Below are 23,900 nucleotides of genomic sequence, written 5' to 3' on the forward strand. Positions count from 1 at the left end.
CATAAATCGCCATTCGCAGTCGCTCTGCACACTCGACGCGATTGGGGGCAAAAATGGGGGCACAACGCACTTTTTTTGTTGTGAAACTACCGTCCTAGAGCCCAGTCAAAATGTTTTGTGGGGATCCTGATAGCCTCTAGGCGTGGCCTGGCAGACTGTCCAGCGGATCATTTTTGCCTTTCATAGACCATGATGTAACCGAGCTACGTTCTGATCGATGCGGCCTTGGATCGTGCGCAAGGTGTCTTGAGTAATAACCTGTGGGTACATGTTCTTGGCGATGGCTGCAAACCGGCTCGCTACCTCACAAATGCCGTCAATCACTCTACCCGCAGCGTCCGGGGACACCTCAGCCTCCTCGGCAAGCCGAAGCATTTGCGCTCGGGAAATCGACAGGGCTTCCCCCATCACATCCATCTGGTGATACCCACCTGGCCCCTCGCAGAAGGTCACGTCGTAAGCCGGCGACAGTCTCCACTGACCGTCTTGCGACATGATGTAGGCAAAGTTCTTGGGGTGATCGTCTCTGTTGTTGAACGCCACATTGAAGACGGCACGCTCAAAGGCCACCGCCATCGCCCGCACGTCGTTGGTACACATCTGTGTGGCCCGCAAGAAGTTGACGTAATCCAGCACCCCCGGACAGCGGTAATTTGCCCCCGTAAAGGCCGCGAGGCTTTGCATGGGGACGCGCAGACCATCCCGGCGGTCAAATCGCTTACTGGCAAACGCTGCCAAGCCGTTCGGCAGGCTGAAGTACTGCGTATCTGGGGTTTCGATACCGCACAGGCGCAGGCACTCGGCGTAGACCATTTCGATAGCGCACACCTCTGCATGTTCTTCTTTGGCCGGAAACTTAACCAACCATGCTTCAAAGCCCGGCGTGACGGCAGTGGTAAACCCACCAGTTTCAGGGTCGCGATAGATGAGGGCCTTGGGCCTTGCACCTTGAGGCGAACCGCCCACCAGCAGCAACGTCTGCAGAAACTCGCCACCGTCTCCATGCAGCACTTCCTGCACTTCGGCGGCAAGCTGTTCCAACTGGATGTGGACTTCAGATTCCCGCCCTTCGGGTGCCACTGGCTCAAACGTCATGGCACCCATCGCATTGCTACCGATATAGGCCAGCCGTTCCAGTGAGCCGATACGTGCTGTGGTGAGCCCACGGCGCCTGAACAGGCGGTCCATCAGCAACAGTCCCCAGCCATCCGGCAGCGAGTCGTAAACAGGCCCTGGCAAGTGCAGTTGGTGGTCTGGAAAATCCCGACGCAGTTGAGCCCCCTGCAATGGCAATGTGTAGGAGGACAGTTCCAAGCCCCTTTGCCTGGCTTCATTACTGTACTCGAACACGATCAGCGGGCGACCGGTCAGGGCGGTGGTGGAAACCAGCGTGCCCCATTGCCATCGCTCACCCCAGCCCTCGTAGAAGACGTTCACCTGCTCAAGCATTGCCCGGCTTCCTCTTTGTGCGCAGACGATTGGCGCTGTTTTCGTAGCGCCGAATATCCTCGATGCTTTCCAGTTTTGGCAGGAACAGGCCTTCGAGCTCCTTGGTTCGGCCAAGCGCTATCGCTACCCGGACCACGTTTTCGAACCCGACATTGCGCCCGGCTTCAAGGTTGGACACCGTGTTGGTGCCGATACCAGCACGCCCAGCCAAGTCGGCTTGTGTCATGTCCAGCGCCAAGCGCTCTGTGCGCAAGCGAGCGCACAGGCACTTGACGACCTCGCTCGGCTTGCTGAAGCTTAAATCCAGCATAGTGTGTACTCAGCCTATTTTTCGCCAGTTAACGCCCAAAATTATAGAATTAAGACCAAGTTCTATCAACTTACATAATTCCCGTATTTTGTGCTTTATCGATCATTTTCATGGTTTAGCCACAATTTAATGGATTTACCTCTCATCAAACTCAAGCGAAGGCTTCGCCGGGCGAAGCTAGCCATGGGTGACCATCCAGAATCGTATTGTGAGCGAAAACCTGGCTTGCACCCGAATGTAGCTGAGCAGGCTGATAGAACGGACGACGAAAGCTTTTGTGCGCCACTTTGGTGCAAAGCCCCGAGCAGCGGGAGCAGGCCCAACGCCTTGCCTTGCCTCATCCCCCTGCCCCGACCCCGCGAGACGATATAAACCGCGCGAGATTGAGCGCCCCGCCCCGGGAAAGCGCTTGATTTGCGGACTTACGGTTTTCCGGCATCGTTATTGCTAAAGCTTGCCTACCAGCGCAAGTCTGCATTCACAAAAGAAAAATGTGAGCCAGGCAGCCCGTATGGACAGGGCAAGCGGCGCCTATCCGACGCGCCGCTGGAAGTCGACAACGCACACTGAGGTGCCTCTCCAAACCAGTACTCGATCATCTAGCAGGGTCTCGCATCGTGAAGTAACCAAGTTGCAGGAAAATGCCGTCGTTTTGAACGGCAAGGAGTGCGGTATGTCCCGATCTTTTTTCAACGAAATGTATGACGCGGACGGTGCCTGCCGTCCCCATTACCAGCCGTTTGCACACTGGCTGGCGGATACACCGCCCGAACTGTTGGAGCAACGCCGCCGCGAAGCCGACCTGCTGTTCCATCGAGCCGGTATCACCTTCACCCTCTACGGGGACGAACAGGGTACCGAGCGTCTGATCCCCTTCGATATCATCCCCCGCAGCATCAAGGCCAGCGAATGGCAAATGGTCGAACGCGGCTGCATTCAAAGGGTGCAGGCGTTGAACATGTTCCTGGCAGACGTCTATCACGACCAGCGCATTCTCAAGCAAGGCATCATCCCGGCTGAGCAGGTGCTGGCGAACGAGGGTTACCAGATTGCAATGCAGGGCCTGGACCTGCACCGCGACATCTATGCCCACATCGCCGGGGTCGACCTGGTGCGTGACGGTGATGGCAGCTACTACGTGCTTGAAGACAACCTGCGCACCCCCAGTGGCGTGAGCTATATGCTCGAAGACCGCAAGATGATGATGCGGCTGTTCCCCGAGCTGTTCGCCAGCCAGCGCGTGGCGCCCATCGACCACTACCCCAACCTGCTGCTCGACACCCTCAAGAGCGCCAGCCCGCTGGATAACCCCACTGCGGTGGTGTTGACCCCAGGCCGTTTCAACAGTGCCTATTTCGAACACGCGTTCCTGGCCCGGGAAATGGGCGTGGAGCTGGTCGAAGGTGCCGATCTGTTCATACGCGACGATCATGTCTTCATGCGCACCACCGCCGGCCCGAAACAGGTGGACGTGATCTACCGGCGCCTCGACGATGCCTACCTCGACCCGCTGTCCTTCACGCCCGACACCTTGCTCGGGGTCCCCGGCCTGATTGCCGCCTACCGCTCGGGCAACGTGGTGCTGGCCAATGCCGTCGGTACCGGACTTGCCGACGACAAGTCGATCTACCCCTATGTCGGCGAAATGATCCGCTTCTACCTCGACGAGGAACCGATCCTCAAGAACGTCCCGACCTGGCAATGCCGCAACCCGAAGGAGCTGTCCCACGTGCTGGCCCATCTGCCGGAACTGGTGGTCAAGGAAACCCAGGGCTCCGGCGGCTACGGCATGCTGGTCGGGCCAGCCGCCACGGCGGCCGAAATCGAGGACTTCCGTGCTCGACTCAAGGCCCGTCCCGAGGCCTACATCGCCCAACCCACACTGAGCCTGTCGACCTGTCCGACCTTCGTCGAGAACGGCATTGCACCGCGTCATATCGACCTGCGGCCGTTTGTCCTGTCGGGTAGCGAAACCCGCCTGGTACCCGGTGGATTGACGCGTGTGGCCTTGCGCGAAGGCTCGCTGGTGGTGAACTCGTCCCAGGGCGGCGGCACCAAGGACACCTGGGTAGTGGAGGACTGACACATGCTTTCAAGAACCGCTGCGGACCTCTACTGGATGTCCCGTTATCTGGAGCGCGCCGAGAACCTGGCACGCATGCTCGAAGTCAGTTACTCACTGTCGCTGATGCCCCAGGCCGGCCGCACTGACGGCCGGGCCGAGTTGGCCATGTCGTTGCTGGCGGCCGGTACCCTGGATGACTACAACCAGCGCCACGACACGCTCGACACCGCGCGCATGCTGCATTTTTTCGCCTTCGACGAAACCAACCCCGGCAGCATCTACTGCTGCCTGCAGGCAGCGCGCACCAATGCGCATGCCGTGCGCGGGCGAATCACCGCCGACATGTGGGAGAACATCAACGCCACCTGGCTGGAAATGCGCAAGATCGCCAGCAACGGTCTGGCACGCTATGGCATGAGCCAATTCTGTGACTGGGTCAAGGAGCGCTCGCACCTGTTCCGCGGGGCCACCTCAGGCACCATCATGCGCAACGATGCCTATTGCTTCATTCGCCTGGGAACCTTCCTCGAACGGGCGGACAACACACTGCGCCTGCTCGATGTACGCTACGAAATGTTCGGCGAGGCGTCCGATGAAGTCAGCGACCATTCGGCCCGCGGCTACTATCAGTGGAGCGCCCTGCTGCGCGCCTTGTCATCGTTCGAGGCCTTCAACGAGATCTACCGCAATGCCCCCAGCGCCAGGCAAGTCTCGGAACTGCTGCTGTTGCGCGCCGATGTACCGCGCTCGCTGCATGCGTGCATCGAGGAACTGGACACTATCCTCGCCGGCTTGCCCAGCCACACTGGCCGCGCCTCACAGCGCATGGCGGCGGAACTCAATGCGCGCCTGCGCTACACCGACATCGACGAGATCCTCGAAGCCGGCCTGCATCCCTGGCTGACCGATTTCATCGAGTGCATCCGCCAACTCGGCCAGACTGTTCACAACTCCTACCTGGAGGTCGTATGAAGCTCGCCATCTACCACGACACCCGCTACACCTACGCCAACCCGGTGAGCGCAAGCATCCAGTTTCTGCGCCTGACGCCCAAGAGTACCGAGCGTCAGCAGATCCTCGAATGGCGTGTGCAGATGCCCCGCCAGGTGCGCAGCCAGATTGACCCCTACGGCAACGTGTTGCACGTCTTGACGCTGGAAGAGCCGCACAGTGCCCTGGAACTGAGCGCCTACGGCCAGGTGGAAATCGACCCGTCACTCGAAGTCGAACACGACAGCCAGTCGCCCTTGCCGTTCCTGCGTACCAGCCGTCTGACCCAGGCCAATGAGACCCTGATCGACTTTGCCGCACAACGTTGCGGCCACCGCCGTGATCGTGCCGCCCTGATCGAACTGATGGAGGGCCTGGCTGAGCGCATGCCGTACAGCCCAGGCGCCACCGCAGTCGACAGTACTGCGGCCGAGGCCTTCGCCGCCGGGGTGGGCGTGTGCCAGGATCATACCCATGCGTTTCTCGCCTGCGCCCGCAGCCTGGGGATTCCGGCCCGATACGTATCCGGTTACCTGTGCACCGAGGATGAAAACCACCTGGCCAGTCACGCCTGGGCCGAGGCCTGGCTGGAGGATGGCTGGTATAGTTTCGACGTGACCAATCGGCTGTCCAGACCCGATCGCCACCTGAAACTGGCGGTGGGCCTGGACTACCTCGACGCCTGTCCGGTGCGCGGCATGCGCCGCGGAGGGGGCGCCGAATCGATGCTGGCGCAAGTCAAGGTCACGTCGCTACTGGAGGAGCAGCAACAACAGTAGGGTCCTCCATCCCCACCCGCATCCCCCGCCGTTGCCGTGACGGCGGGTCATTCAATACACACAGGTAAAGCACATGACGTACTGCGTGGCGATGCACCTTGCCGACGGGCTGGTGTTTGTCTCCGATTCACGCACCAATGCCGGGATCGACCAGATCTCGACTTTTCGCAAACTGTTCATTTTCAGTACGACGGGTGAACGACTGATCGTTTTGCAGAGCGCAGGCAACCTGGCCACTTCGCAATCGGTGGTCAACCTGCTCAGGCAGCGTTGCAACGGTACGGGCAACCACCTGTTGAACGTGCGCACGCTCTATGACGCGACAGTACTGGTGGCCGAAACCATCCGTGAGGTTACCCTCCGTGATTGCAGCAAGCTGACGAGCAAGGTCGACCTCAGTTGCTCGTTTCTGGTGGGCGGACAAATCGCCGGTGGACCGATGGGGCTCTACAGCATCTATCCGCAAGGCAATTTCATCCAGGCAACCGAAGACACCCCCTTCTTGCAACTGGGTGAAAGCAAGTACGGAAAACCGATCCTCGATCGCAACCTGACGTATCAGATGTCACTGGACGAAGCATTGCGCTGCAGCCTGATCTCGTTCGATTCGACCATCCGCAGCAACCTCTCGGTGGGCATGCCCCTGGATCTGCTGGTGTATCGCAAGGACGCTTTCGGGCCGACGCAAAGCCATCGTATCAACCAGGACGATCCCTACTACGCCCAGATCCGCAACCAGTGGTGCAAGGGGCTAAGGGACCTGCTGGCCGATCTGCCTGCACCGCCCCAAAGTTACATGACGTAACTCATACCCTACCCCGCCCTATCGTTCCTCGATGCTTTTCGCTGGCAGGTGCGCCTGGTCACTCCGGTGCGCCTGCAGCTCACTTGCCAACGAGCGCCAAAAAACCTCCCGAGCCTGCCACTGACTTGCTACTGCATCCCGACTAGACTCCCTGTATCCTTGCCCACAGCCAGGAATGGCTTTCTGCTATGCCTCCTTCGGAACGGGTCGCCGAACCAGGAGTGCTGACTACTATCAGGTATTGACGTGAAGCGTGATATCCATCTCGTTGTCCTTCTGTTATCAGTCATCGGGTGCTCGCTCGCGTCCTTGACGCTCTGGAAGGTCATCGCCTCCCGCGAACGAGCGCTGGAAGAAATCAATGTCCACAGCCTGAACCTGACCCAGGCGCTCTCCACCTACTCCGAAAGCATCGTGAGGCAGAGTTCCCTGCTATTGCTCGACCTGGTTGAACGCCTGGAGGCCGAGGGCAGCGGGCCTGAGCAGATCGAACGCCTGAGCCAACTGGTCCACCATCAGCAGCACTTGATGCCGCAGATGAGCGGTATCGCCGTTTACGCCAGTGACGGACGCTGGTTGATGTCATCCAAGCGAAGGATCCCCGTCGGCATCAACAGCAACGATCGCGCCTATTTCATCCATCACCGCGACGATCCCTCCCGCGAGCCCTTCATCGGCTTGCCGATCCGCAGCCGCACCAATCAGGAATGGGTGATTACCGTCAGCCAGCGTTTCAACAATGCCCGCGGCGAATTCGCGGGCGTGGTGGTCGTAACGCTGGGGGTGGAGAACTTCCTGCGGTTGTTCGGCCAGATCGACGTAGGACAGGAGGGAGCCATAGGCTTGTCCTACACCGACGGCTCGATGCTGGTGCGCTACCCGTTTCGGGAGCAGGACATGAGTCACAACTTTTCCAAATCACCGATTTTCACCAAGTATCTGCTCGAGAATCCGGTGGGTACCGCCTCCTTCACCTCCAGCCTGGATGGTGTAGAGCGCCTGTATGCATTTCGCAAGAGCGACAAGTTGCCCCTGGTGACGGCCGTTGCGCTGGGTAAGCGCGAGGCCCTGGCGACCTGGCGGTTCGAGACGCTGCTGTCATTGCTGGTGGTCTGTGGACTGCTGCTGCTCACCGGCGCCATCGGTTGGATGCTGATACGCAACATCAACCGCCGTATCGCGGTGGAGAGCGAACTGAGACTGACCCAACGGCAGTTGCTCGACAGCAACCAACAACTCGAACGCCTGGCGATGCACGATGCATTGACCGGCCTTGCCAACCGGCGCTGCTTTGACGAAACGCTGGTGCTGGAAGTCGGCAGAGCCCTTCGAAGCGGGAAATCGCTGGCGTTGCTGATGATCGATATCGATCATTTCAAACGCTACAACGACACCTATGGTCACCCGGCTGGCGACGTCTGCCTGCAACAGGTCGCCACTCTACTCTCACGTTGTCTGCGCCGTCCGCCCGACCTGCTGGCTCGCTACGGGGGCGAAGAGATGGCAGTGATTCTGCCCGAGACCGACAACGCCGGTGCAAGTGTCGTCGCGCAACTGATGCTGGAACGCCTGGCACAGGAACCGATCCCCCACCAGGGCAGTCCTTTTGCGCAGGTGACCGTCAGCATCGGCATCGCCTGCACAACGGCGACTGATCTCGACTATGGGCAGTCGCTGCTCAAGCGCGCTGACCAGGCGCTGTATATCGCCAAGGAAACGGGTCGCAACCGCCTGCATGCCGACGCAGGGTAATGTCTTTTTATAACGCCTCTGCGCTATCGAGCCGTGCCAACAGGCTTTCGCCACGTTGCCACAACGCCTCTTGCCGCGCCTGCGGCATGCCATCGAGGCTGTGATAGATCAACGCCAGCCGCGGGTTGGCTGAAAGCGGTTGGCGATGGCGAATGAGGAAATGCCAATACAGCGCATTGAACGGACAGGCATCCTCCTCCACGGCCAGCTCGACCTTGTAGCTGCACGCCTGACAATGATCGGACATGCGCTGGATATAACGGCCACTGGCGCAGTAGGGTTTGGACCCCAGGTAGCCGCCATCGGCATGCATCACCATGCCCAGGGTGTTGGGCAGTTCGACCCAGTCGAAGGCATCCAGGTAGACCGCCAGGTACCACTCGCAGATTGCGGCAGGCGCGATGCCGGCCAGCAGCGCGAAATTGCCGGTGACCATCAGTCGCTGGATATGATGGGCGTAGCCCAGTTCCAGGGTCTGGCCGATGACCTGGGCCATGCAGCGCATGCGGGTCTGCCCGGTCCAGTAGAACTCGGGCAGCGTCCGTTCGTTGCCCAGGTAGTTGAGCCCGGCGTATTCGGGCATCCGCAGCCAGTAGATACCCCGCACGTACTCGCGCCAGCCGATCAACTGGCGGATGAAACCCTCGGCGGCATTGAGCGGCACCCTTCCCTCGCGCCAGGCCGTGTCGACGTCGTCGCACAGTTGGCGAACATCCAGCAGGCCGATGTTCAGCGCGGCACTGATGCGCGCATGGAACAGATACGGTTCGCCCTCGGCCATCGCATCCTGATAATCACCAAAGGCTGTCAGGCCGAATTCAAGAAAGTGTGTCCACAGTTCCCTGGCCTGGTCGTGGGTCACCGGGTAGTCGAAGGCGTCGACCGTGCCGTAATGCGTTGCGAAACGCTCGCGCACCAAATCCACGACCGCGGCCGTGATCGCATCCTGGGTGAAATGCGCCGGGAAAGGCCCACGCAATCCCCGCGGCAGTGACTTGCGATTATCCCCGTCGAAGTTCCAGGCGCCGCCCACCGGCCGGCCATCGGGCTCCATCAACAGGTTGCAGCGCTTGCGCATGCCCCGATAGAAGTGCTCCATGCGCAATTGCTTGCGACCGGCTGCCCAGCGCGCAAAGGCTTCCCGGGAACACAGGAAACGTGTATCGCGGTGCCAGGTGAGCGCCAGCCCGGCCTCGCGCAAGGCCTGTTCCAGGCGCCACTCGCCGCATTCGGTCACATGCAGTTCGTCGACACCCAGCCTGGCCTGCCAACGCTCAAGTTCGCCGGCGATGCTGCCACTGTTGTCCGGCTCGTCCAGTTGCACGTAGTGCACCCGCCAGCCCTGCTCGCGCAGGGCTTGGGCGAAGTGGCGCATGGCGCTGAAGATGAGCACGATCTTTTGCGGGTGATGCGGCACATAACGCGCCTCACCGTCGACCTCGGCCATCAGCAAGGCGTCGCGTGCCGGGTCCAGTGCGCGCAACACCGCCAGGTCGAAAGAAAGCTGGTCGCCCAACACCAGGCCCAGGCGCATCTTCTGGGCTACCACTGGATGGCCAGACTGACCGGCACTCGCAAGGGTTCGATCGGGCCGTCGCGCTGGCCACACATCTCGTCGTGTACCACCTGCTGCACCAGCATGCAGCGCAAGGGCGGCACATCGGCGAGCAGTTGTCGCAACTCGGTGATCGAGCGCAGGTGCAGCGCTTGGCCTCGCGCATCACACAGGGTCTGCGGCCCTGCGCCACTCAGCGCGCGAAGGACGTAAAAACCGCCTTCCAGTGACAGCAGTTCAAGCTCATCGATGGTACCGGCGTGAGCCAGCTCGGTCAGGTCCTGCAGGTTCATGGTGTGCCCTCCGGCAGACGGCGGAAGAACAGGGTGATCTGCCCGATCTCCACGCCCAGTTTGCTCATGCTCGAGCGGTTGATGAGGGTGTCGTCATCCATGCGGTACATCCAGTCGTCCAGATCGACTGCCCAGTGCCGGCCATCGACCGGCAGATCCAGGCGATATTGCCAACGCAAGGCATTGCCGGCGACCTGCCCCCGGGCCTCGCCGATCACGTCACCGGCCGTTCCGCGCCAGTGATCGGGGCCGTCCGGGGTCAGCGTCCAGGTCCGTTGCTGGCGGGTGCCATCGCTGTAGAGAAAGTGCTCGTCGAGAATCAGGTTCTGCCCTTCCCGGCGGCTGTCGATGCGCACCTGGAAGCGCTTGACCACCTCGCCCGAGCGCTTCTGGAACATCCCCCAGGCTTGCACCGGTCGAGAAAAGAACGCCACCAGATCCAGGCGCGGCTGCTCACCGGCGTAGTGCTCGACGTCAACGTTGCCGCAACTGCCCAGTAACAGGCAGCAGACCAACAGCAGGCTTTTGTACATGCTCACTCTCCTTGCGGGTTTGCGGCCAGGCCGAGCAGGCGCTGGCGCAGTTGCTGGTCACGGGCACGCGGGTCGAGCCAGATGGCGAAGAACGTCTGGGCGAAAGCCGGATCGGCGATTTCGCGGCTCAGTTGGCCGTCGACATAAAAGCGGCAGCCCTGACCCGGCAGGTACAGACCGGTGATGCGCATGCCCGGGCGGACATCGACAAAGGCTTCTCGCATCATCTGCGCCCAGCGCGCCTCGGTGGCAGGGGCCAGCGGCTGCTCGGCCAGGCGCTTGATTTCGTCCAGGCTCGCCTGCACCAGCGTGTCCCGAGACAGCGCGCGGTGGTAGATCAATTCCAGCGCGAAGGGCTGCTGCCAGCCCTGCACGGCCCCTGCACTCCACACCCGGGCGGTATACAGGCGCAGGCCGAACCAACTGAACTCGGCAGTGCCGATCAGGCGAGCGCCGCTCACTGCGGGGCGCCAGTCCGACCAGGCGGGTGACGCATTCATGATCAGTAGGCTCAAGGCAAACAGCCTGAGCGCCGGAATTCTGCGTGCCATGGGTGGACACCGGAAATCGATTGATATTGTACAAGCATATATCTTTGTACAAGTTTTGTATAAATATCTGAGGGCCTGTGCCGATTCATGATTCTCGGGACCGCCCCCATGAAAGCTGGGCTCTAGAAGGTAGGCATATCGGCGCATCGACGAGGCCTGCCCCTGTGAGAATTTGTCGCAGAATGACAAATTAACTATTCAGTTAATTAGCAAGCTAAGGGTATAGTCAGCGCATTCACACAGCGAGACGTTCCATCATGAAACAACCTTCCCGGGCCAGTGGCCTCACCCGATTCATTCTCTACGGACTGGGCATTATCATCGCCCTGCTCGGCCTGATCCTGGCAGCAGGCGGTGTGCGCCTGGTGATGCTGGGCGGCAGCGGCTACTTCCTGATTGGCGGGCTGGCCATGGCTATCGCCGGTGTCCTGATCGCCCGCCGCAAGCCGGCCGGTGCCTGGCTGTTCGCCGCATTCCTGGTCGGCACCGCGCTTTGGGCGTTGGTGGACACTGATCGCAGCTTCTGGCCGATGTTCTCCCGCCTGTTCATGTTCAGCGTCATCGGCCTGGTGGTCGCACTGGTCTACCCGAGCCTGGTGCGCGCCTCCGGCCGCAGCGCCGGACGTGGCGCCTACGGCCTGGCCGGGGTGCTGGCGATTGCACTGGTCTGGGCGGTGGGCAACATGTTCGTCGCGCATCCGAGCGTGCCGGCCACCGGTAACGGGCCGGCGCTGACACCGGTTGATCCGGCCAAGGCACAGAAGGATTGGGCGCACTACGGCAACACCGAGGGTGGCAGCCGCTTCGCGGCGCTGGATCAGATCAACCGCACCAACATCAATCAGTTGAAGGTGGCCTGGACCTATCACACCGGCGATGTGGCCATCAGCGACGGCAACGGCGCCGAAGACCAGCTGACACCGCTGCAGGTTGGCGACAAGGTGTTCATCTGCACCCCACACAACAACCTGATCGCGCTGGATGCCGACACCGGCAAGGAGTTGTGGAAGAACCCGATCAACGCCCAGTCCAAGGTCTGGCAGCGTTGCCGCGGCATGGCGTACTTCGATGCGAGCCAGCCGGTGCAGCAGCCAACTCAACCGAACAGCGTGCCGGTGATCGCCGCCACTGTGCCGGCTGGCGCCAATTGCCAGCGGCGCCTGCTGACCAACACCATCGACGCCCGCCTGATCGCGGTGGACGCCGACACCGGTGCCTTCTGCGAAGGTTTCGGCAACCATGGCCAGGTCGACCTGAAGGCCGGCCTCGGCGATGTGCCGGACTCCTACTACCAACTGTCGTCCGCGCCGCTGATGGCTGGTACCACCGTGGTGGTCGGCGGGCGTGTCGCCGACAACGTCCAGACCGACATGCCCGGTGGCGTGATCCGCGGTTTCGACGTGATTACCGGCGCCATGCGCTGGGCGTTCGATCCGGGCAACCCGCAAGACAAGCAGGCGCCCACTGACGGCAAGACCTACGTGCGCAGCACCCCGAACAGCTGGGCGCCGATGTCGTACGATCCGGCGATGAACACCGTGTTCTTGCCGATGGGCAGCTCGTCTACCGATATCTACGGTGTCGAGCGCACCGCCCTGAACCACAAGTACGGTGCCTCGATCCTCGCGCTGGACGCCAGCACGGGCGCCGAGAAGTGGGTCTACCAGACCGTGCACAACGACCTCTGGGACTTCGACCTGCCGATGCAGCCGAGCCTGATCGACTTCACCAGAGATGACGGCAAGCAAGTACCGGCCGTCGTCATCGGCACCAAGGCCGGGCAGATCTACGTGCTCGACAGGGCCACCGGCTAGCCGCTGACCCGGGTCGAGGAAGTGCCGGTCAAGGCCGCCAACATTCCCAACGAGCCCTACTCGCTGACCCAGCCCAAATCGGTGGGTATGCCGCAGATCGGTGCCCAGACCCTGACCGAATCGGACATGTGGGGCGCGACCCCGTTCGATCAGTTGCTGTGCCGTATCGACTTCAAGAAGATGCGCTACGACGGCCTCTACACCGCGCCGGGCACTGACCTGTCGCTGAGCTTTCCGGGCTCCCTGGGCGGCATGAACTGGGGCAGTCTGTCGACCGACCCGGTGAATGGTTTCATCTTCGTCAACGACATGCGCCTGGGCCTGTGGATCCAGATGATCCCCTCGGTCAACAAGGGCTCGGCGGCGGGTGGTGGTGAAGCGTTGAACACCGGCATGGGCGCGGTACCGCTCAAGGGCACGCCCTATGCGGTGAACAAGAACCGCTTCCTCTCGGTCGCCGGCATTCCGTGCCAGGCGCCGCCTTATGGCACCCTGACCGCCATTGATATGAAGACCCGCCAGATCGCCTGGCAGGTCCCGGTCGGCACCGTAGAAGACACCGGCCCGCTGGGCATCCGCATGCACCTGCCGCTGCCGATCGGCCTGCCGACCCTCGGCGGCACCCTGTCGACCCAGGGCGGCCTGGTGTTCATCGCCGGTACCCAGGACTTCTACCTGCGCGCCTTCGACAGCGGCAACGGCAAGGAAATCTGGAAATCCCGCCTGCCCGTGGGCAGCCAGGGCGGCCCGATGACCTACGTCTCACCCAAGACCGGCAAGCAGTATGTGGTGATTACCGCCGGTGGCGCGCGGCAATCGACCGATCGTGGGGATTACGTCATGGCATACGCCTTGCCGTGATCCACCTGCCCTCCTGCGGCGGGTAAACAGGTCTTGCGGGGCGGCTTCACGCCAGCCCCGCAAGACATCCCTGTACCGCGCGGGTAACGGGCGGATACAAACCTTCACAATCACTCACATCCCTGTCGACCGTTGCGAGGCACACTGAGCGTCCTGCAATGATTCCTGTCGAGTCCACATGCCCTCTTCTCACCCCTCGGCCAAACGCTGGCTGATCCTGTTTGCCGTGATGCTGGCTTTCCTGCCGGTGGTGATCGACATGACGATCCTGCACATCGCCATTCCGTCGCTGACCCTGGCTTTGCAGGCATCAGGCACCGAAGTCCTCTGGATTATCGATATCTACCCGCTGCTGATGGCCGGATTGCTGGTGCCGATGGGGACCCTGGCCGATCGCATTGGCAATCGGCGCATCCTGTTGAGCGGGCTATTGATATTCGGCGTTGCGTCCCTGCTGGCCGCCTTTGCCCAGACGCCGGCCATGCTCATTGGTGCTCGGGTCCTGCTCGCGCTGGGCGGGTCGATGATCATGCCTTGTGTGCTGGGGATCATCCGCCGGACCTTCGAGGATGAACAGGAACGGGCCATGGCGTTGGGTCTGTGGGGCACCGTCGGTGCCGCAGGGGCAGCGGTCGGGCCGTTGATCGGTGGCGGACTGCTGGAGCATTTCTGGTGGGGCTCGGTATTCCTGATCAATGTTCCGGTCGTGCTGATCGTGGTCGTGTTTGCGTCTGTATTGTTGCCTCGCCGCGAAATCACCACGCCAGGCGGTTGGGCCTTCGGTCAGGCGCTGATCCTCATTGCCGGTATCATTTCAGTGGTGTATGGCATCAAGGCCGGTGTCGGCGCCACGCAATCCCTGGCACTCACCGTCTCGATTCTGGTTTTCGGCCTGGCGTTGCTGGCCGTGTTCGCCCGCCTGCAACTGCGGGCGCAAAATCCGATGCTGGATCTGTCGCTGTTCTCGCATCCGGCGATCCTGGCGGGCATGATCATGGCGATTGTCACCTGCGGCGCATTGGCTGGCGTGGAGCTGACCCTCGCCCAGGAACTGCAGTACGTATTGGGCAAGACGCCGTTGCAGGCCGGGATTTTCATGATCCCGATCATGACGGCAGCCGCCATCGGCGGCCCCTGCGCCGGCTACCTGAGCAACCTGTTCGGTCTGCGCCTGGTTGCCAGCCTGTCACTGGTCATTTCTGCGGTGGTGCTCGCGCTGCTGGCCCAGGCCGACTTCCATCATCCCGGCGTCTGGGTGCCGGCGTTGCTGGGCATGCTGGGGCTGGTGCTGAGCACCGGGCTCACGGCCTCTTCCATCGCCATCATGGGCTCGGTCGAGGCCAGCAAGGGCGGTGCGGCGGGTTCGCTGGAAGTGACAGGCTATGAGTTGGGCAGCGGGCTGGGGATCACCTTTTTTGGCGTGTTCATGTCCAGGGTGTTCGCACGGACGCTCGAACTGCCGCCGCAGCTTGAGCAACCGCTGGCGACCCAGGCTACCCGTTCCATCGGGGATGCCCACGTCGTGGCACAACAGCTGGACGCAGACCAGGCAAGCGCACTGATCGAAGCGGCGAAGGTGGCCTTCTCGACCACCCACTCGGTTCTGTTGACCACCTCGGCCGTGCTGATCGGCGTGCTGGCGGTGATCGTATTCTTCATGCTTGCCAACTACGCGCCGAAGAGCGCCACACACGGCTAACAGCACGCCGCAATCAGTTGGCGGCGTGTTTGGCCTGCACTTCCGGCATCGCCGAAGAGTGATGATTGAGGATCTTCCACTGGCCGTTCAGTTGCTCGTAGACGAAGGTGTAGCGTGCCTGCACCTGGCGAGTCGCACCGTCGGCTCCGGTCAGGAGGAAGGTGTACACGCCGCTGTCGATGGCCACGTCATTGCCCAGTCGGTGGATGTCACGGTAGTTGATCTGCCCGATCGGCTTGAGTGCCAGGAAGTGGTCGAAGTAGTCCTTGATCTGCGCCGGTGTCGTACGCACCTGGTTGGAAACCGTCGGCTGCAGCATGGCATCCGGCGCGTAGAGGTCTACCACCGCCTGGGCGCTGCCACTCTTCAGGGCCGCATTCCAGCGGTCGAACAGGCCGGCGATTTCACGGTCTTTCTGGTTGCTCGGCTGGGTGGCAACGTCGTTATAGACATACGGTGTGGTTTCAGCAGCCTGGGCAAACGGGGCGCTGAGGGCCACCAGCAGAACAAGGGCCGAGGTCTTCATTTTCATCATGCAACTCTCCAGTGATGTCCGATGGCTGTACTTTGCCAAGCGCCACCCGCCCCGCCATCGGCCAACCGGAGTCTTTTACCTATGCCATTCGGCAGATAGCCCCCGGCCCGGTTACACGGTTTAATAGCGCCCTCGCCCGTACGGGCACGCCTCCCGAAGTGTCGGAGCCCGACCATGCAAAACCTGCCTCATGATCCGGGCAGCGCCCTGGCCATCCGGACCCAGTACCGGCAGTCACAGAGTCGCGCGGCGCGCCTGCGGCTGCTGGTCGATACCGGTCAGGAACTGACCCGGCTGTCCCCGATCGCCATGCGCGAGCGCGTCCTGACCCGCGCCTGCGCCTTTCTCGCGATGGACCATGGCGTTTTGCTGGAGCGTGACGCCGATGGACGAGTCAGCAGCACCGCCAGCCAGGGCAGCCAGGAACGCCTGGATAGCCTCGGCGATCAGATCGATACCGCGATGCGCAGCCCCTGTTGGCTGGAGCAGCCGGGCGCGCTGTTGTCCCAGGTACTGCGAGTACCGCTGCGCGGTGGCGACGGCCAGACCTTCGGTATTCTGCTGCTGGCCAACAGCACCCGTATCGGCGCTCCCGACAACGAAGACCTCGAGTCCCTGCAACTGCTCGCCACCCTGCTGGCCGCGCATCTGGAAAACGACCGCCTGCTGAGCACCCTGATCGTGCGTGACCGTACCCTCTCGGACCTGGTCAACCGACTGTTCCGGGCCCAGGAAGACGAACGCAAGCGCGTGGCCTATGACCTGCATGACGGCCTGGCGCAGACCCTTGCCGGATTGCACCAGCGCCTGCAAGGCTTCGCCGGCCGCTGCCCGCCACTTCCCCAGGCGCTGGACACGGACCTGCAGGCGATCCTGACCCTGGCGCAGCATTGCGTGGTCGAGGGCCGACAGTTGATCGCCGGCCTGCGCCCCACCGTGCTCGACGATTTTGGCTTGCTGACTGCACTCGACAAGGAAGCCGATCGTCTGCGGGATGCCGGGATCAACGTGCAATGGATGGCTCGCTGCCCGGCACGCCTGCCAGGCTCGGTGGAGATCGCCCTGTTCCGGATCGCCCAGGAAGGTATCAACAATATTCTCAAACATGCCCAGGCCAGCCAGGTCCAACTGGCCCTGGAACTGAGCGAGGGCCAGGCCTGCTTGCGCGTGGCCGATAACGGCAAGGGCTTTGCCCCGGAGCAACCACTCGACAGCCACGACGCCCGACACCTGGGACTGGCGACGATGCAGGAGCGCGCCAGCCTGCTCGGTGGAACATTCACCTGCATCAGCAACGCCCGGCACGGCACGCAACTGGTGGTCGACGTGCCCTGCATTCTGGAGGAACCCCATCAATGACAGCCGTCCTGCGCCTGGTTCTGGCCGACGATCATGAAGTCACCCGCACCGGCTTCGTCGCCCTGCTCGCCGGCCATCCGCAATTCGACGTGGTTGGCCAGGCCTGCGACGGCCAGGAAGCCATCGAACTGTGTGAACGACTGCAACCCGACATCGCCATCCTCGACATCCGCATGCCGGTGCTCAACGGTTTGGGCGCGGCCCGCATCCTTCAGCAGAAGCAGCCGACGCTGAAAGTGGTGATGTTCACCATGGACGACAGCCCGGACCACCTGGAAGCGGCCATGCAGGCCGGCGCCGTGGGTTATCTGCTCAAGGATGCTCGTCGCGACGAGGTGATCGAGGCCCTGCAACGTGTCGCGCGCGGCGAAGAGGCGCTCAACAGTGCGGTCAGCGCCCGCCTGCTGCGGCGCATGACCGAACGCCACGGCAGTGGTGCACCCACCAGCGAAAACCTCACCGCCCGCGAACGCCAGGTGCTCGGGCTGGTCGCGGGCGGGCTGAGCAACCGTGAAATCGGCGAGAAACTGGGTATTACCACCGGGACCGCCAAGGCCCATGTCGAACGGGTCATTGGCAAGCTCGGCGCTGCGGACCGGACCCAGGCCGCCGTTCGGGGCATCGCCTTGGGCCTGGTGGCGCAACCATGAGGCTGTTGCCCGCGCGCCGCTGGATCGACCTGCCGCTACGGGACAAGGCGCTGGTGGTGATTTCCCTGCCCCTGGTGATTCTGTTGATGTCGCTGGTGCTGATCTACATCACCGAACGCCAGACCGCCCATGCCGAAGAAGACGTGCGGCGGGTGTTGCGCGTACAGGGCGATATCCAGACCGTGCATACCCTGCTCGCCGAAGCAGCCGCCAGCGTACGCGGCTACCTGCTGACCCAGCGCGAGGATTTTCTGCCGAGCTATCTGAAAGTCCGGCCGCAGATCGACGCAGCCCTGCAACGCCTGAACCGCAACGTGCGTGACGAGCGCGTGCGCCGGCAACTGGCAGCCATCGAACCGTTGATCAACAGCAAGATCGCCGGCCTGGAAGAGATGCTTGACGAACACAGCAACAAGCCGGAGACGATCACCCCGATCCTGATCAGCAACAAGCACATCCTCGACGAGTTGCGCGAACATATCGGCACCATCCTCACCCTTGAGGACACCTTGCTGGCCGAACGTACCGCAGCGGCCGCCGAGACGCGCCAGCGCCTGTTGCTCTCGACGTTGCTGGCGGCGTTCTGTGGCCTGTTCGGCGCCATCGTCGCCGTGCTGTTTCTGTCCAAGGGCATCGTCGCGCGGGTGCAGCAGGTCAAGGGCAATGCGCAACGCCTGGCGCTGGGCCAACCCCTGCAACCACAACCGCCGGAACACGACGAAATCGGCCAGCTCGGCACCCGTCTGGTGGAGGCCGGGTTGCTGCTGGCCGAACGCGAGCGGGCGCTGCGAGACAATGAAGAGCGGCTGAGGCTGATCATCGATGGCGTCAAGGACTATGGCATCTTCGCCCTCGACACCGAGGGTTTCGTCACCAGTTGGAACGCCGGCGCCGAGCGGATCAAGGGCTACACCGAACAGGAAATCATCGGCCAGCATTTCTCGCTCTTCTACCTGCCGCAGGAATGCCCGGAGCATCCCGAGCATGCACTGCGCGAGGCGACCCGCGATGGTCACTACATGGAAGAAGCCTGGCGCATTCGCAAGAATGGCAGCCGCTTCTGGGCCAGCGTGGTGATCACCGCCCAATACGACAGCCGCGGGGCGTTGCGCGGTTTCTCCAAGATCACCCGCGACATCACCGACCGCCGCACAGCCGAGATTGCGCTGGGCACCGCCCGCGAGGAAGCCGAACGGGCCAGCCGCGCCAAAAGCGAGTTTCTCTCGCGCATGAGCCATGAGCTGCGCACCCCGCTCAACTCGATCCTGGGTTTTGCGCAACTGCTGGAGATGGAGGCGCAGCCGGGGCAGCAAGCCAATATCCTGCACATTCTCCGGGGCGGCAAACACTTGCTGGGGCTGATCAACGAGGTGTTGGACATCGCCCGTATCGAAGCCGGACACCTGCAGTTGAACCTCGAATCGGTGCCGTTGATATCGGTGCTGCAGGAAGCGCTGACGCTGGTATCACCGATGGCCACCAGTGCCGGCATTCGTCTGCTGCCACTGCCAGCACTGCCGGCCGACAGCGGCATCGTCGCCGACCGCCAGCGCCTGACCCAGGTGCTGCTCAATCTGCTGTCCAATGCCATCAAGTACAACCGGCCTGAAGGCCAGGTCAGCATCGACGTCAGCGTCGATCAACAACGCATCGCCGTGTCGGTCAGCGATACCGGCAAGGGCATTGCTGCCGAGCGCCTGGGGCAGTTGTTCACGCCGTTCGAACGCCTGGATATCGACCCGAACATCGAAGGCAGCGGCCTCGGGCTGGCGTTGAGCAAGAACCTGCTGGAAATGATGCAAGGCAGCCTGGCCGTGCAGAGCCAGCCAGGCCTGGGCTCCCGATTTACCCTTGAGTTGCCGTTCGTGCGCCTGCAGGACACCCCAGTGCCTGCGGCTGAACCGATCGCTCCCCCTGCCGAGCCCGCTGCTCCCGGCCTCCCGACCTGGCGCGGTCAGGTGCTGTGCATCGAGAACCAGCTGTCGAGCCTGGCACTGATCGAAACCCTGTTGCAGAGGCGCCCGGGGATCAGGCTGTTGTCGAGCATGCAAGGGCAACTGGGGTTCGACCTGGCCGCGCAGCATGCGCCCCAACTGATCCTGCTCGACGTGACCCTGCCGGACATGGACGGGCTGGCCATCCTGCAACTCCTGCGTCAGTCGCCCATCACCCGCTCGACCCCGGTGCTGATGATGACCGCCGACACCAGCGAGGCTACCCGTCAAGCCTTGTGCGAAGCCGGTGCGACAGCGGTATTGGGCAAACCGATTCACATTCCCTCGTTCCTCGCCCACCTCGACCAGTACCTTGCGGAGCCCGCGTGAACAACGACCTGCGTATTCTGATCATCGACGACCAACGCCCCAACCTCGACCTGATGGAGCAACTGTTGGTGCGCGAAGGCCTGAGCAACGTGCTGAGCAGCACCGAGCCGTTGCGGACCCTCGACCTGTTCAACAGCTTCGAGCCGGACCTGGTGATTCTCGACCTGCACATGCCGGAGTTCGATGGTTTCGCGATTCTCGAGCAACTGAACCGGCGTATTCCGGCGGGCGAGTACCTGCCGATCCTCGTCCTGACTGCCGATGCGACCCGCGACACCCGTCTGCGGGCCCTGGCGCTGGGGGCCAAGGATTTCATCAGCAAACCGCTGGATGCCCTGGAAACCATGCTGCGGGTGTGGAACCTGCTGGAGACGCGTGCGCTGTATAACACCTTGCGCACGCTGATTCCGGCGGATCAGATCGCGCTGGTAGGCCCTGGCATCAGGTCATAGGGGTGCTGCCAGCCTGGCATGGCTTGAATGCGCGCTTTCCAGGCCTCGATATTGGGGAACTCCGACTTGGAGATGCCGGTGTCCTCGGGCATGAAGACATAACCGGCCAGGGACAGATCGGCGATTGTCAGCCGCTCCCCGACCAGAAACGGCGTCTTGCCAAGGTGGTTATCGACAATCTGATAGGCCGCTCGCACGCGTTCGCGAAAGAACTGGGTGACCGGCGTCTCTCCGGACTTCTGCAGGCCGTACATGAAGCGCAAGGTTGCGTAGTAACTGGTGAATTTGTGGTTATCGAACAGCATCCAGCGCCAGATCTCCTGGCGTTCTTCTTCATTTTCAGGCCCGAATTTACCGGTCACTTGCGCCAGATGATCGAGAATCAGCGCAGACTGTGTCAGCTTCTTGCCCTGATGCTCCAGCACCGGGGCTTCGCCCTGTTCGTTGACCGTCTCGCGCCACTCCCTGGTCCTGGTCTCCCCGTTCAGGTAGTCGACAAATACCTGCTCCCACTTCTGCTGGGCCAGCGCGAGGAAAAGCGCAACCTTGTACGAGTTACCCGAAAGCGCGAAGCAATGTAACTTGAACTCTGACATTCTCTGGACGTCCGTATTTTCCAATCATCGGGACGTCACTGTACCCTCTTTCAAGTCGTTCGGGCTTGTAGCCCACGGCGGCAACACGGCTGAAGCCACCTTCAGGGCAAGGCTTGCCGTTTGGTGCGCTGACCACCCTCGTCATTCACTTATGCAAAATCGCCTGGTGAATATCCTGCAGGGCCATGATCCGCTGCGCGGCATTAAGCTTGATGGCTTCCTTGGGCATCCCGAATACCACGCAGCTGGCTTCATCCTGGGCAACCGTCGCGGCGCCGGCGTCGAGCATCTCCTTGAGGCCCCGCGCGCCATCATCGCCCATGCCGGTCATGATGATGCCGGTGGCGTTCTTGCCGGCAAACTTGGCCACGGAGCGAAACAACACGTCCACCGATGGACGATGGCGGTTGACCAACGGGCCATCAATGACCTGGGCATGGTAGAAGGCACCGCTGCGGGTGACCATCAGGTGTTTGCCACCGGGGGCGATCAGGGCCAGGCCGGGCAGGATGCGGTCGTTGTTGCGGGCTTCACGGACTTCGATCTGGCACAGGCTGTCGAGGCGTTCGGCGAAGGACGCGGTGAACTTCTCCGGCATGTGCTGCACGACCACCATGCCGGGGCATACCCTCGGCAGCGCAGTCAGTACGGTTTCCAGGGCTTGGGTGCCGCCGGTCGAAGTGCCGATGGCGACGATGCGTTCGGTAGTCTGGGCCATGGCGTGGCCGTTGGCGGCGGGCAGGATCGCGTCCGCGCTGAGTTTGCTGGCCGGCACAGACGCCGGCATCGCTGGTGCGGCGCGTTTGCCCAGGTTCCTGACGTTGACATTCGCTGCTGCACGGATTGCCGCGACCAGTTCGGCCGCCGAGTCGATCAGGAAGTTTTTCAAGCCGGTGGTCGGTTTGGTAATGATTTCCACGGCACCGGCGGACAACGCCTGCAAGGAGGTTTCCGCGCCTTTCTGGGTCAGCGAGGAGCAGATCACTACCGGGGTTGGCCGTTCAGCCATGATTTTGCGCAGGAAGGTAAGGCCGTCCATACGCGGCATTTCCACGTCCAGCACGATCACATCCGGCCATTCCCGGGCGAGCTTGTCCATGGCGAAAATCGGGTCGGAGGCGGCCCCCATGACATGGATGTCCGGCGTATCGTTGAGCAGACTCAGTAGTACCTGGCGCACCACAGCCGAATCATCGACCAGCAGCACACTGATTTTCTTGTTAGGCATTTTCAGAGGGTTCCCATTGGTTGGTGCCGGACCCAGACGTTGCCGTTCCAAAGGTCGAATACAATTGTTCGGTAGCCGGTACTGCCCATGTCCTGGGCGGTCAGGCACAGTCGATGACGCTCGGCCAAGGCCAGCGCCGCCCGAACATTCAAGCTGGCCACGTCCTGCGCAGGCAGGTTGCGGCGCTGTTCGGGAAACATCTCGCCACCACCGAACAGCTTGACCTGATAATCCTGCGGCGTTGTGCCGTTGGCGCGAGCGTGACGAAACAGCAGTTCGACTGCCTCGTCGCCATATCTGCCATCCAGGGCATGGTCCCTGCGCAAGCGTGCCGGCAGCATGAAATGGCACATGCCACCGATCCGCCGTTGCGGGTGCCAGAACGTGAACGCCACGCATGACCCGAGCAGGGTCCGCAGACGCGTCGGCCGGGTCGCGAAGCTGACCTCCCCCGGCGCCAATACCACTTCGCTCACATCGACGGGCTTTTTCATGGTTTGCGATAAATCGACGGAGCCACCAGCTTGAGCGTGTCATTCACGCCGTGGAGGCTTTCCGAATGGCTGATGATGAAGAAGCCACCAGGCTTCAGGCGTGGCAGCAGGCGTGAAACCACCTGGCTTTTGGTCTTCTGGTCGAAGTAGATCATGACGTTGCGCAGGAAAATCACCTCGAACTCCCCCAGGTCGGGCAGGCTTTCGTTCAGGTTGACCTGGACGAAATTGACCCGGTTGCGCAGGGCCTTGTCGACCAGGAAGGTGCCCTCCTGGCGACCAATGCCCTTGAGGCAATACTTGGTCAGCAACGGCATGGGCAAGGTGCCGGCGCGCTCCATGGGGTAATGCCCCGTGCGCGCCCTGGCCAGCACCTGGGTACTGATGTCCGAGCCGATCACCTCCCAGGGTGTGGTGCCCAGGCTTTCGGCCAGGGTCATGGCCAGGCTGTAGGGCTCTTCGCCGGAGGAGCTGGCGGCGCTCCACACGCGAAACAGCTTGCCTGGCGCCACCTTGGGCAGTACCTGCTGGCGCAAGAAATCGAAGTGCTTGGGCTCGCGAAAAAAGTAGGTCTCATTGGTGGTCAGCAGGTCCAGTGCAACCTGCAACTCCCCCTTGTGCTGATCGGTCATGATCAGCTTGAAGTACTCCCCATAGCTCTCCAGTTCATAGTGCTTGAGGCGTTTGAACAGGCGCCCGGCCACCAAGGCTTTCTTGGCCTGCGACAGGTTGATGCCGGCCGCGCGGTACAACCAGGACTGGAACTGGCCGAACTCGCGATCGTCGAGAGAAGAGGTGTCTGGCAT

General features: G+C 62.1%; 21 protein-coding genes and 1 pseudogene. 11 read left to right on the forward strand and 11 right to left on the reverse strand.

What is annotated here, in order from left to right; genetic code table 11:
* Positions 1 to 180: 180 nt before the first annotated feature.
* Both BLU37_RS21735 and BLU37_RS21740 read right to left on the reverse strand, forming a co-directional pair.
* Entirely contained in the window at positions 181 to 1,449 is a 1,269-nt protein-coding gene (locus BLU37_RS21735) for a type II toxin-antitoxin system HipA family toxin (RefSeq protein WP_090208764.1), read from the reverse strand.
* The gene (locus BLU37_RS21740; protein ID WP_090208767.1) at positions 1,442 to 1,759 is read right to left on the reverse strand and encodes a helix-turn-helix domain-containing protein; all 318 of its coding nucleotides are present in this window, start codon (positions 1,757 to 1,759) and stop codon (positions 1,442 to 1,444) included. The genes BLU37_RS21735 and BLU37_RS21740 overlap by 8 nt, the downstream gene beginning before the upstream one ends.
* 673 nt (positions 1,760 to 2,432) lie before the next feature.
* Here BLU37_RS21740 and BLU37_RS21745 point away from each other — a divergent pair.
* The 5 genes from BLU37_RS21745 to BLU37_RS21765 all read left to right on the forward strand — a co-directional run bounded on the left by BLU37_RS21745 (position 2,433) and on the right by BLU37_RS21765 (position 8,150).
* Entirely contained in the window at positions 2,433 to 3,842 is a 1,410-nt protein-coding gene (locus BLU37_RS21745; RefSeq protein ID WP_090208770.1) for a circularly permuted type 2 ATP-grasp protein, read from the forward strand.
* 3 nt (positions 3,843 to 3,845) lie between these two features.
* The gene (locus tag BLU37_RS21750) at positions 3,846 to 4,796 is read left to right on the forward strand and encodes an alpha-E domain-containing protein (protein WP_010446452.1); all 951 of its coding nucleotides are present in this window, start codon (positions 3,846 to 3,848) and stop codon (positions 4,794 to 4,796) included.
* Positions 4,793 to 5,593 carry a transglutaminase family protein gene (locus tag BLU37_RS21755; protein WP_090208773.1) on the forward strand — a complete coding sequence of 267 codons (801 nt, stop codon included), beginning with the start codon at positions 4,793 to 4,795 and terminating at the stop codon, positions 5,591 to 5,593. Before BLU37_RS21750 ends, BLU37_RS21755 begins: the two co-directional genes overlap by 4 nt.
* Positions 5,594 to 5,666: 73 nt before the next feature.
* On the forward strand, positions 5,667 to 6,398 hold the full coding sequence (locus BLU37_RS21760; RefSeq protein ID WP_090208776.1) for a proteasome-type protease: 732 nt from the start codon (positions 5,667 to 5,669) through the stop codon (positions 6,396 to 6,398).
* Between the two features lie 246 nt (positions 6,399 to 6,644).
* A complete protein-coding gene (locus BLU37_RS21765) occupies positions 6,645 to 8,150 on the forward strand; it encodes a sensor domain-containing diguanylate cyclase (RefSeq protein ID WP_172833048.1) in 1,506 nt (501 codons plus the stop codon).
* A 7-nt stretch (positions 8,151 to 8,157) separates the two neighbouring features.
* Here the strand turns inward: BLU37_RS21765 and BLU37_RS21770 are convergent, their stop codons facing one another.
* Genes BLU37_RS21770 through BLU37_RS21785 form a run of 4 tightly spaced genes read right to left on the reverse strand, consistent with a single transcriptional unit; the run spans position 8,158 to position 11,082 of the window.
* Positions 8,158 to 9,684 carry a cryptochrome/photolyase family protein gene (locus BLU37_RS21770; RefSeq protein ID WP_090208779.1) on the reverse strand — a complete coding sequence of 509 codons (1,527 nt, stop codon included), beginning with the start codon at positions 9,682 to 9,684 and terminating at the stop codon, positions 8,158 to 8,160.
* Positions 9,685 to 9,692: 8 nt separating this feature from the next.
* Positions 9,693 to 9,998, reverse strand: a complete 306-nt coding sequence (locus BLU37_RS21775) for a DUF6482 family protein (protein ID WP_090208782.1) — start codon at positions 9,996 to 9,998, stop codon at positions 9,693 to 9,695.
* Positions 9,995 to 10,531 carry a DUF3833 domain-containing protein gene (locus BLU37_RS21780; protein ID WP_090208785.1) on the reverse strand — a complete coding sequence of 179 codons (537 nt, stop codon included), beginning with the start codon at positions 10,529 to 10,531 and terminating at the stop codon, positions 9,995 to 9,997. The genes BLU37_RS21775 and BLU37_RS21780 overlap by 4 nt, the downstream gene beginning before the upstream one ends.
* 2 nt (positions 10,532 to 10,533) lie before the next feature.
* Positions 10,534 to 11,082: a chalcone isomerase family protein gene (locus tag BLU37_RS21785; protein WP_090208789.1), complete on the reverse strand. Its 549-nt coding sequence runs from the start codon at positions 11,080 to 11,082 to the stop codon at positions 10,534 to 10,536.
* A gap of 257 nt (positions 11,083 to 11,339) precedes the next feature.
* Between BLU37_RS21785 and BLU37_RS21790 the strand changes: the two are divergent.
* Positions 11,340 to 13,757: pseudogene (locus BLU37_RS21790) on the forward strand (glucose/quinate/shikimate family membrane-bound PQQ-dependent dehydrogenase).
* Between the two features lie 178 nt (positions 13,758 to 13,935).
* The gene (locus BLU37_RS21795; protein WP_090208792.1) at positions 13,936 to 15,456 is read left to right on the forward strand and encodes an MFS transporter; all 1,521 of its coding nucleotides are present in this window, start codon (positions 13,936 to 13,938) and stop codon (positions 15,454 to 15,456) included.
* 13 nt (positions 15,457 to 15,469) lie between these two features.
* Here the strand turns inward: BLU37_RS21795 and BLU37_RS21800 are convergent, their stop codons facing one another.
* Positions 15,470 to 15,988: an SgcJ/EcaC family oxidoreductase gene (locus BLU37_RS21800; RefSeq protein ID WP_172833130.1), complete on the reverse strand. Its 519-nt coding sequence runs from the start codon at positions 15,986 to 15,988 to the stop codon at positions 15,470 to 15,472.
* 177 nt (positions 15,989 to 16,165) lie between these two features.
* Here BLU37_RS21800 and BLU37_RS21805 point away from each other — a divergent pair, with 177 nt between their 5' ends.
* Genes BLU37_RS21805 through BLU37_RS21820 form a run of 4 tightly spaced genes read left to right on the forward strand, consistent with a single transcriptional unit; the run spans position 16,166 to position 20,776 of the window.
* A complete protein-coding gene (locus BLU37_RS21805; protein WP_090208798.1) occupies positions 16,166 to 17,350 on the forward strand; it encodes a sensor histidine kinase in 1,185 nt (394 codons plus the stop codon).
* Positions 17,347 to 18,000: a response regulator gene (locus BLU37_RS21810; RefSeq protein ID WP_019363794.1), complete on the forward strand. Its 654-nt coding sequence runs from the start codon at positions 17,347 to 17,349 to the stop codon at positions 17,998 to 18,000. The genes BLU37_RS21805 and BLU37_RS21810 overlap by 4 nt, the downstream gene beginning before the upstream one ends.
* The gene (locus BLU37_RS21815; RefSeq protein WP_090208804.1) at positions 17,997 to 20,324 is read left to right on the forward strand and encodes an ATP-binding protein; all 2,328 of its coding nucleotides are present in this window, start codon (positions 17,997 to 17,999) and stop codon (positions 20,322 to 20,324) included. Before BLU37_RS21810 ends, BLU37_RS21815 begins: the two co-directional genes overlap by 4 nt.
* Complete coding sequence (locus BLU37_RS21820) at positions 20,321 to 20,776, forward strand: response regulator (RefSeq protein ID WP_010446467.1); 456 nt, start codon at positions 20,321 to 20,323, stop codon at positions 20,774 to 20,776. The genes BLU37_RS21815 and BLU37_RS21820 overlap by 4 nt, the downstream gene beginning before the upstream one ends.
* Here the strand turns inward: BLU37_RS21820 and BLU37_RS21825 are convergent.
* The 4 genes from BLU37_RS21825 to BLU37_RS21840 form a co-directional block, all read right to left on the reverse strand.
* On the reverse strand, positions 20,740 to 21,372 hold the full coding sequence (locus BLU37_RS21825) for a glutathione S-transferase family protein (protein ID WP_090208807.1): 633 nt from the start codon (positions 21,370 to 21,372) through the stop codon (positions 20,740 to 20,742). The genes BLU37_RS21820 and BLU37_RS21825 overlap by 37 nt on opposite strands.
* Positions 21,373 to 21,517: 145 nt before the next feature.
* Entirely contained in the window at positions 21,518 to 22,600 is a 1,083-nt protein-coding gene (locus BLU37_RS21830) for a protein-glutamate methylesterase/protein-glutamine glutaminase (RefSeq protein ID WP_010446471.1), read from the reverse strand.
* 2 nt (positions 22,601 to 22,602) lie between these two features.
* The gene (gene cheD / locus BLU37_RS21835; protein WP_010446472.1) at positions 22,603 to 23,094 is read right to left on the reverse strand and encodes a chemoreceptor glutamine deamidase CheD; all 492 of its coding nucleotides are present in this window, start codon (positions 23,092 to 23,094) and stop codon (positions 22,603 to 22,605) included.
* Complete coding sequence (locus tag BLU37_RS21840) at positions 23,091 to 23,900, reverse strand: CheR family methyltransferase (RefSeq protein ID WP_010446473.1); 810 nt, start codon at positions 23,898 to 23,900, stop codon at positions 23,091 to 23,093. The genes cheD and BLU37_RS21840 overlap by 4 nt, the downstream gene beginning before the upstream one ends.

This window comes from Pseudomonas asplenii, from assembly GCF_900105475.1.
In the GTDB taxonomy this organism is placed as follows: domain Bacteria; phylum Pseudomonadota; class Gammaproteobacteria; order Pseudomonadales; family Pseudomonadaceae; genus Aquipseudomonas; species Aquipseudomonas asplenii.

Excerpts from the sequence above, each read along its gene's own strand:
- BLU37_RS21735 (WP_090208764.1), bottom strand. The coding sequence starts at position 1,449 with ATGCTTGAGCAGGTGAACGTCTTCTACGAGGGCTGGGGTGAGCGATGG.
- BLU37_RS21740 (WP_090208767.1), bottom strand. The coding sequence starts at position 1,759 with ATGCTGGATTTAAGCTTCAGCAAGCCGAGCGAGGTCGTCAAGTGCCTG.
- BLU37_RS21745 (WP_090208770.1), top strand. The coding sequence starts at position 2,433 with ATGTCCCGATCTTTTTTCAACGAAATGTATGACGCGGACGGTGCCTGC.
- BLU37_RS21750 (WP_010446452.1), top strand. The coding sequence starts at position 3,846 with ATGCTTTCAAGAACCGCTGCGGACCTCTACTGGATGTCCCGTTATCTG.
- BLU37_RS21755 (WP_090208773.1), top strand. The coding sequence starts at position 4,793 with ATGAAGCTCGCCATCTACCACGACACCCGCTACACCTACGCCAACCCG.
- BLU37_RS21760 (WP_090208776.1), top strand. The coding sequence starts at position 5,667 with ATGACGTACTGCGTGGCGATGCACCTTGCCGACGGGCTGGTGTTTGTC.
- BLU37_RS21770 (WP_090208779.1), bottom strand. The coding sequence starts at position 9,684 with ATGCGCCTGGGCCTGGTGTTGGGCGACCAGCTTTCTTTCGACCTGGCG.
- BLU37_RS21775 (WP_090208782.1), bottom strand. The coding sequence starts at position 9,998 with ATGAACCTGCAGGACCTGACCGAGCTGGCTCACGCCGGTACCATCGAT.
- BLU37_RS21780 (WP_090208785.1), bottom strand. The coding sequence starts at position 10,531 with ATGTACAAAAGCCTGCTGTTGGTCTGCTGCCTGTTACTGGGCAGTTGC.
- BLU37_RS21785 (WP_090208789.1), bottom strand. The coding sequence starts at position 11,082 with ATGGCACGCAGAATTCCGGCGCTCAGGCTGTTTGCCTTGAGCCTACTG.
- BLU37_RS21795 (WP_090208792.1), top strand. The coding sequence starts at position 13,936 with ATGCCCTCTTCTCACCCCTCGGCCAAACGCTGGCTGATCCTGTTTGCC.
- BLU37_RS21800 (WP_172833130.1), bottom strand. The coding sequence starts at position 15,988 with ATGAAAATGAAGACCTCGGCCCTTGTTCTGCTGGTGGCCCTCAGCGCC.
- BLU37_RS21805 (WP_090208798.1), top strand. The coding sequence starts at position 16,166 with ATGCAAAACCTGCCTCATGATCCGGGCAGCGCCCTGGCCATCCGGACC.
- BLU37_RS21810 (WP_019363794.1), top strand. The coding sequence starts at position 17,347 with ATGACAGCCGTCCTGCGCCTGGTTCTGGCCGACGATCATGAAGTCACC.
- BLU37_RS21815 (WP_090208804.1), top strand. The coding sequence starts at position 17,997 with ATGAGGCTGTTGCCCGCGCGCCGCTGGATCGACCTGCCGCTACGGGAC.
- BLU37_RS21825 (WP_090208807.1), bottom strand. The coding sequence starts at position 21,372 with ATGTCAGAGTTCAAGTTACATTGCTTCGCGCTTTCGGGTAACTCGTAC.
- BLU37_RS21830 (WP_010446471.1), bottom strand. The coding sequence starts at position 22,600 with ATGCCTAACAAGAAAATCAGTGTGCTGCTGGTCGATGATTCGGCTGTG.
- cheD (WP_010446472.1), bottom strand. The coding sequence starts at position 23,094 with ATGAAAAAGCCCGTCGATGTGAGCGAAGTGGTATTGGCGCCGGGGGAG.
- BLU37_RS21840 (WP_010446473.1), bottom strand. The coding sequence starts at position 23,900 with ATGCCAGACACCTCTTCTCTCGACGATCGCGAGTTCGGCCAGTTCCAG.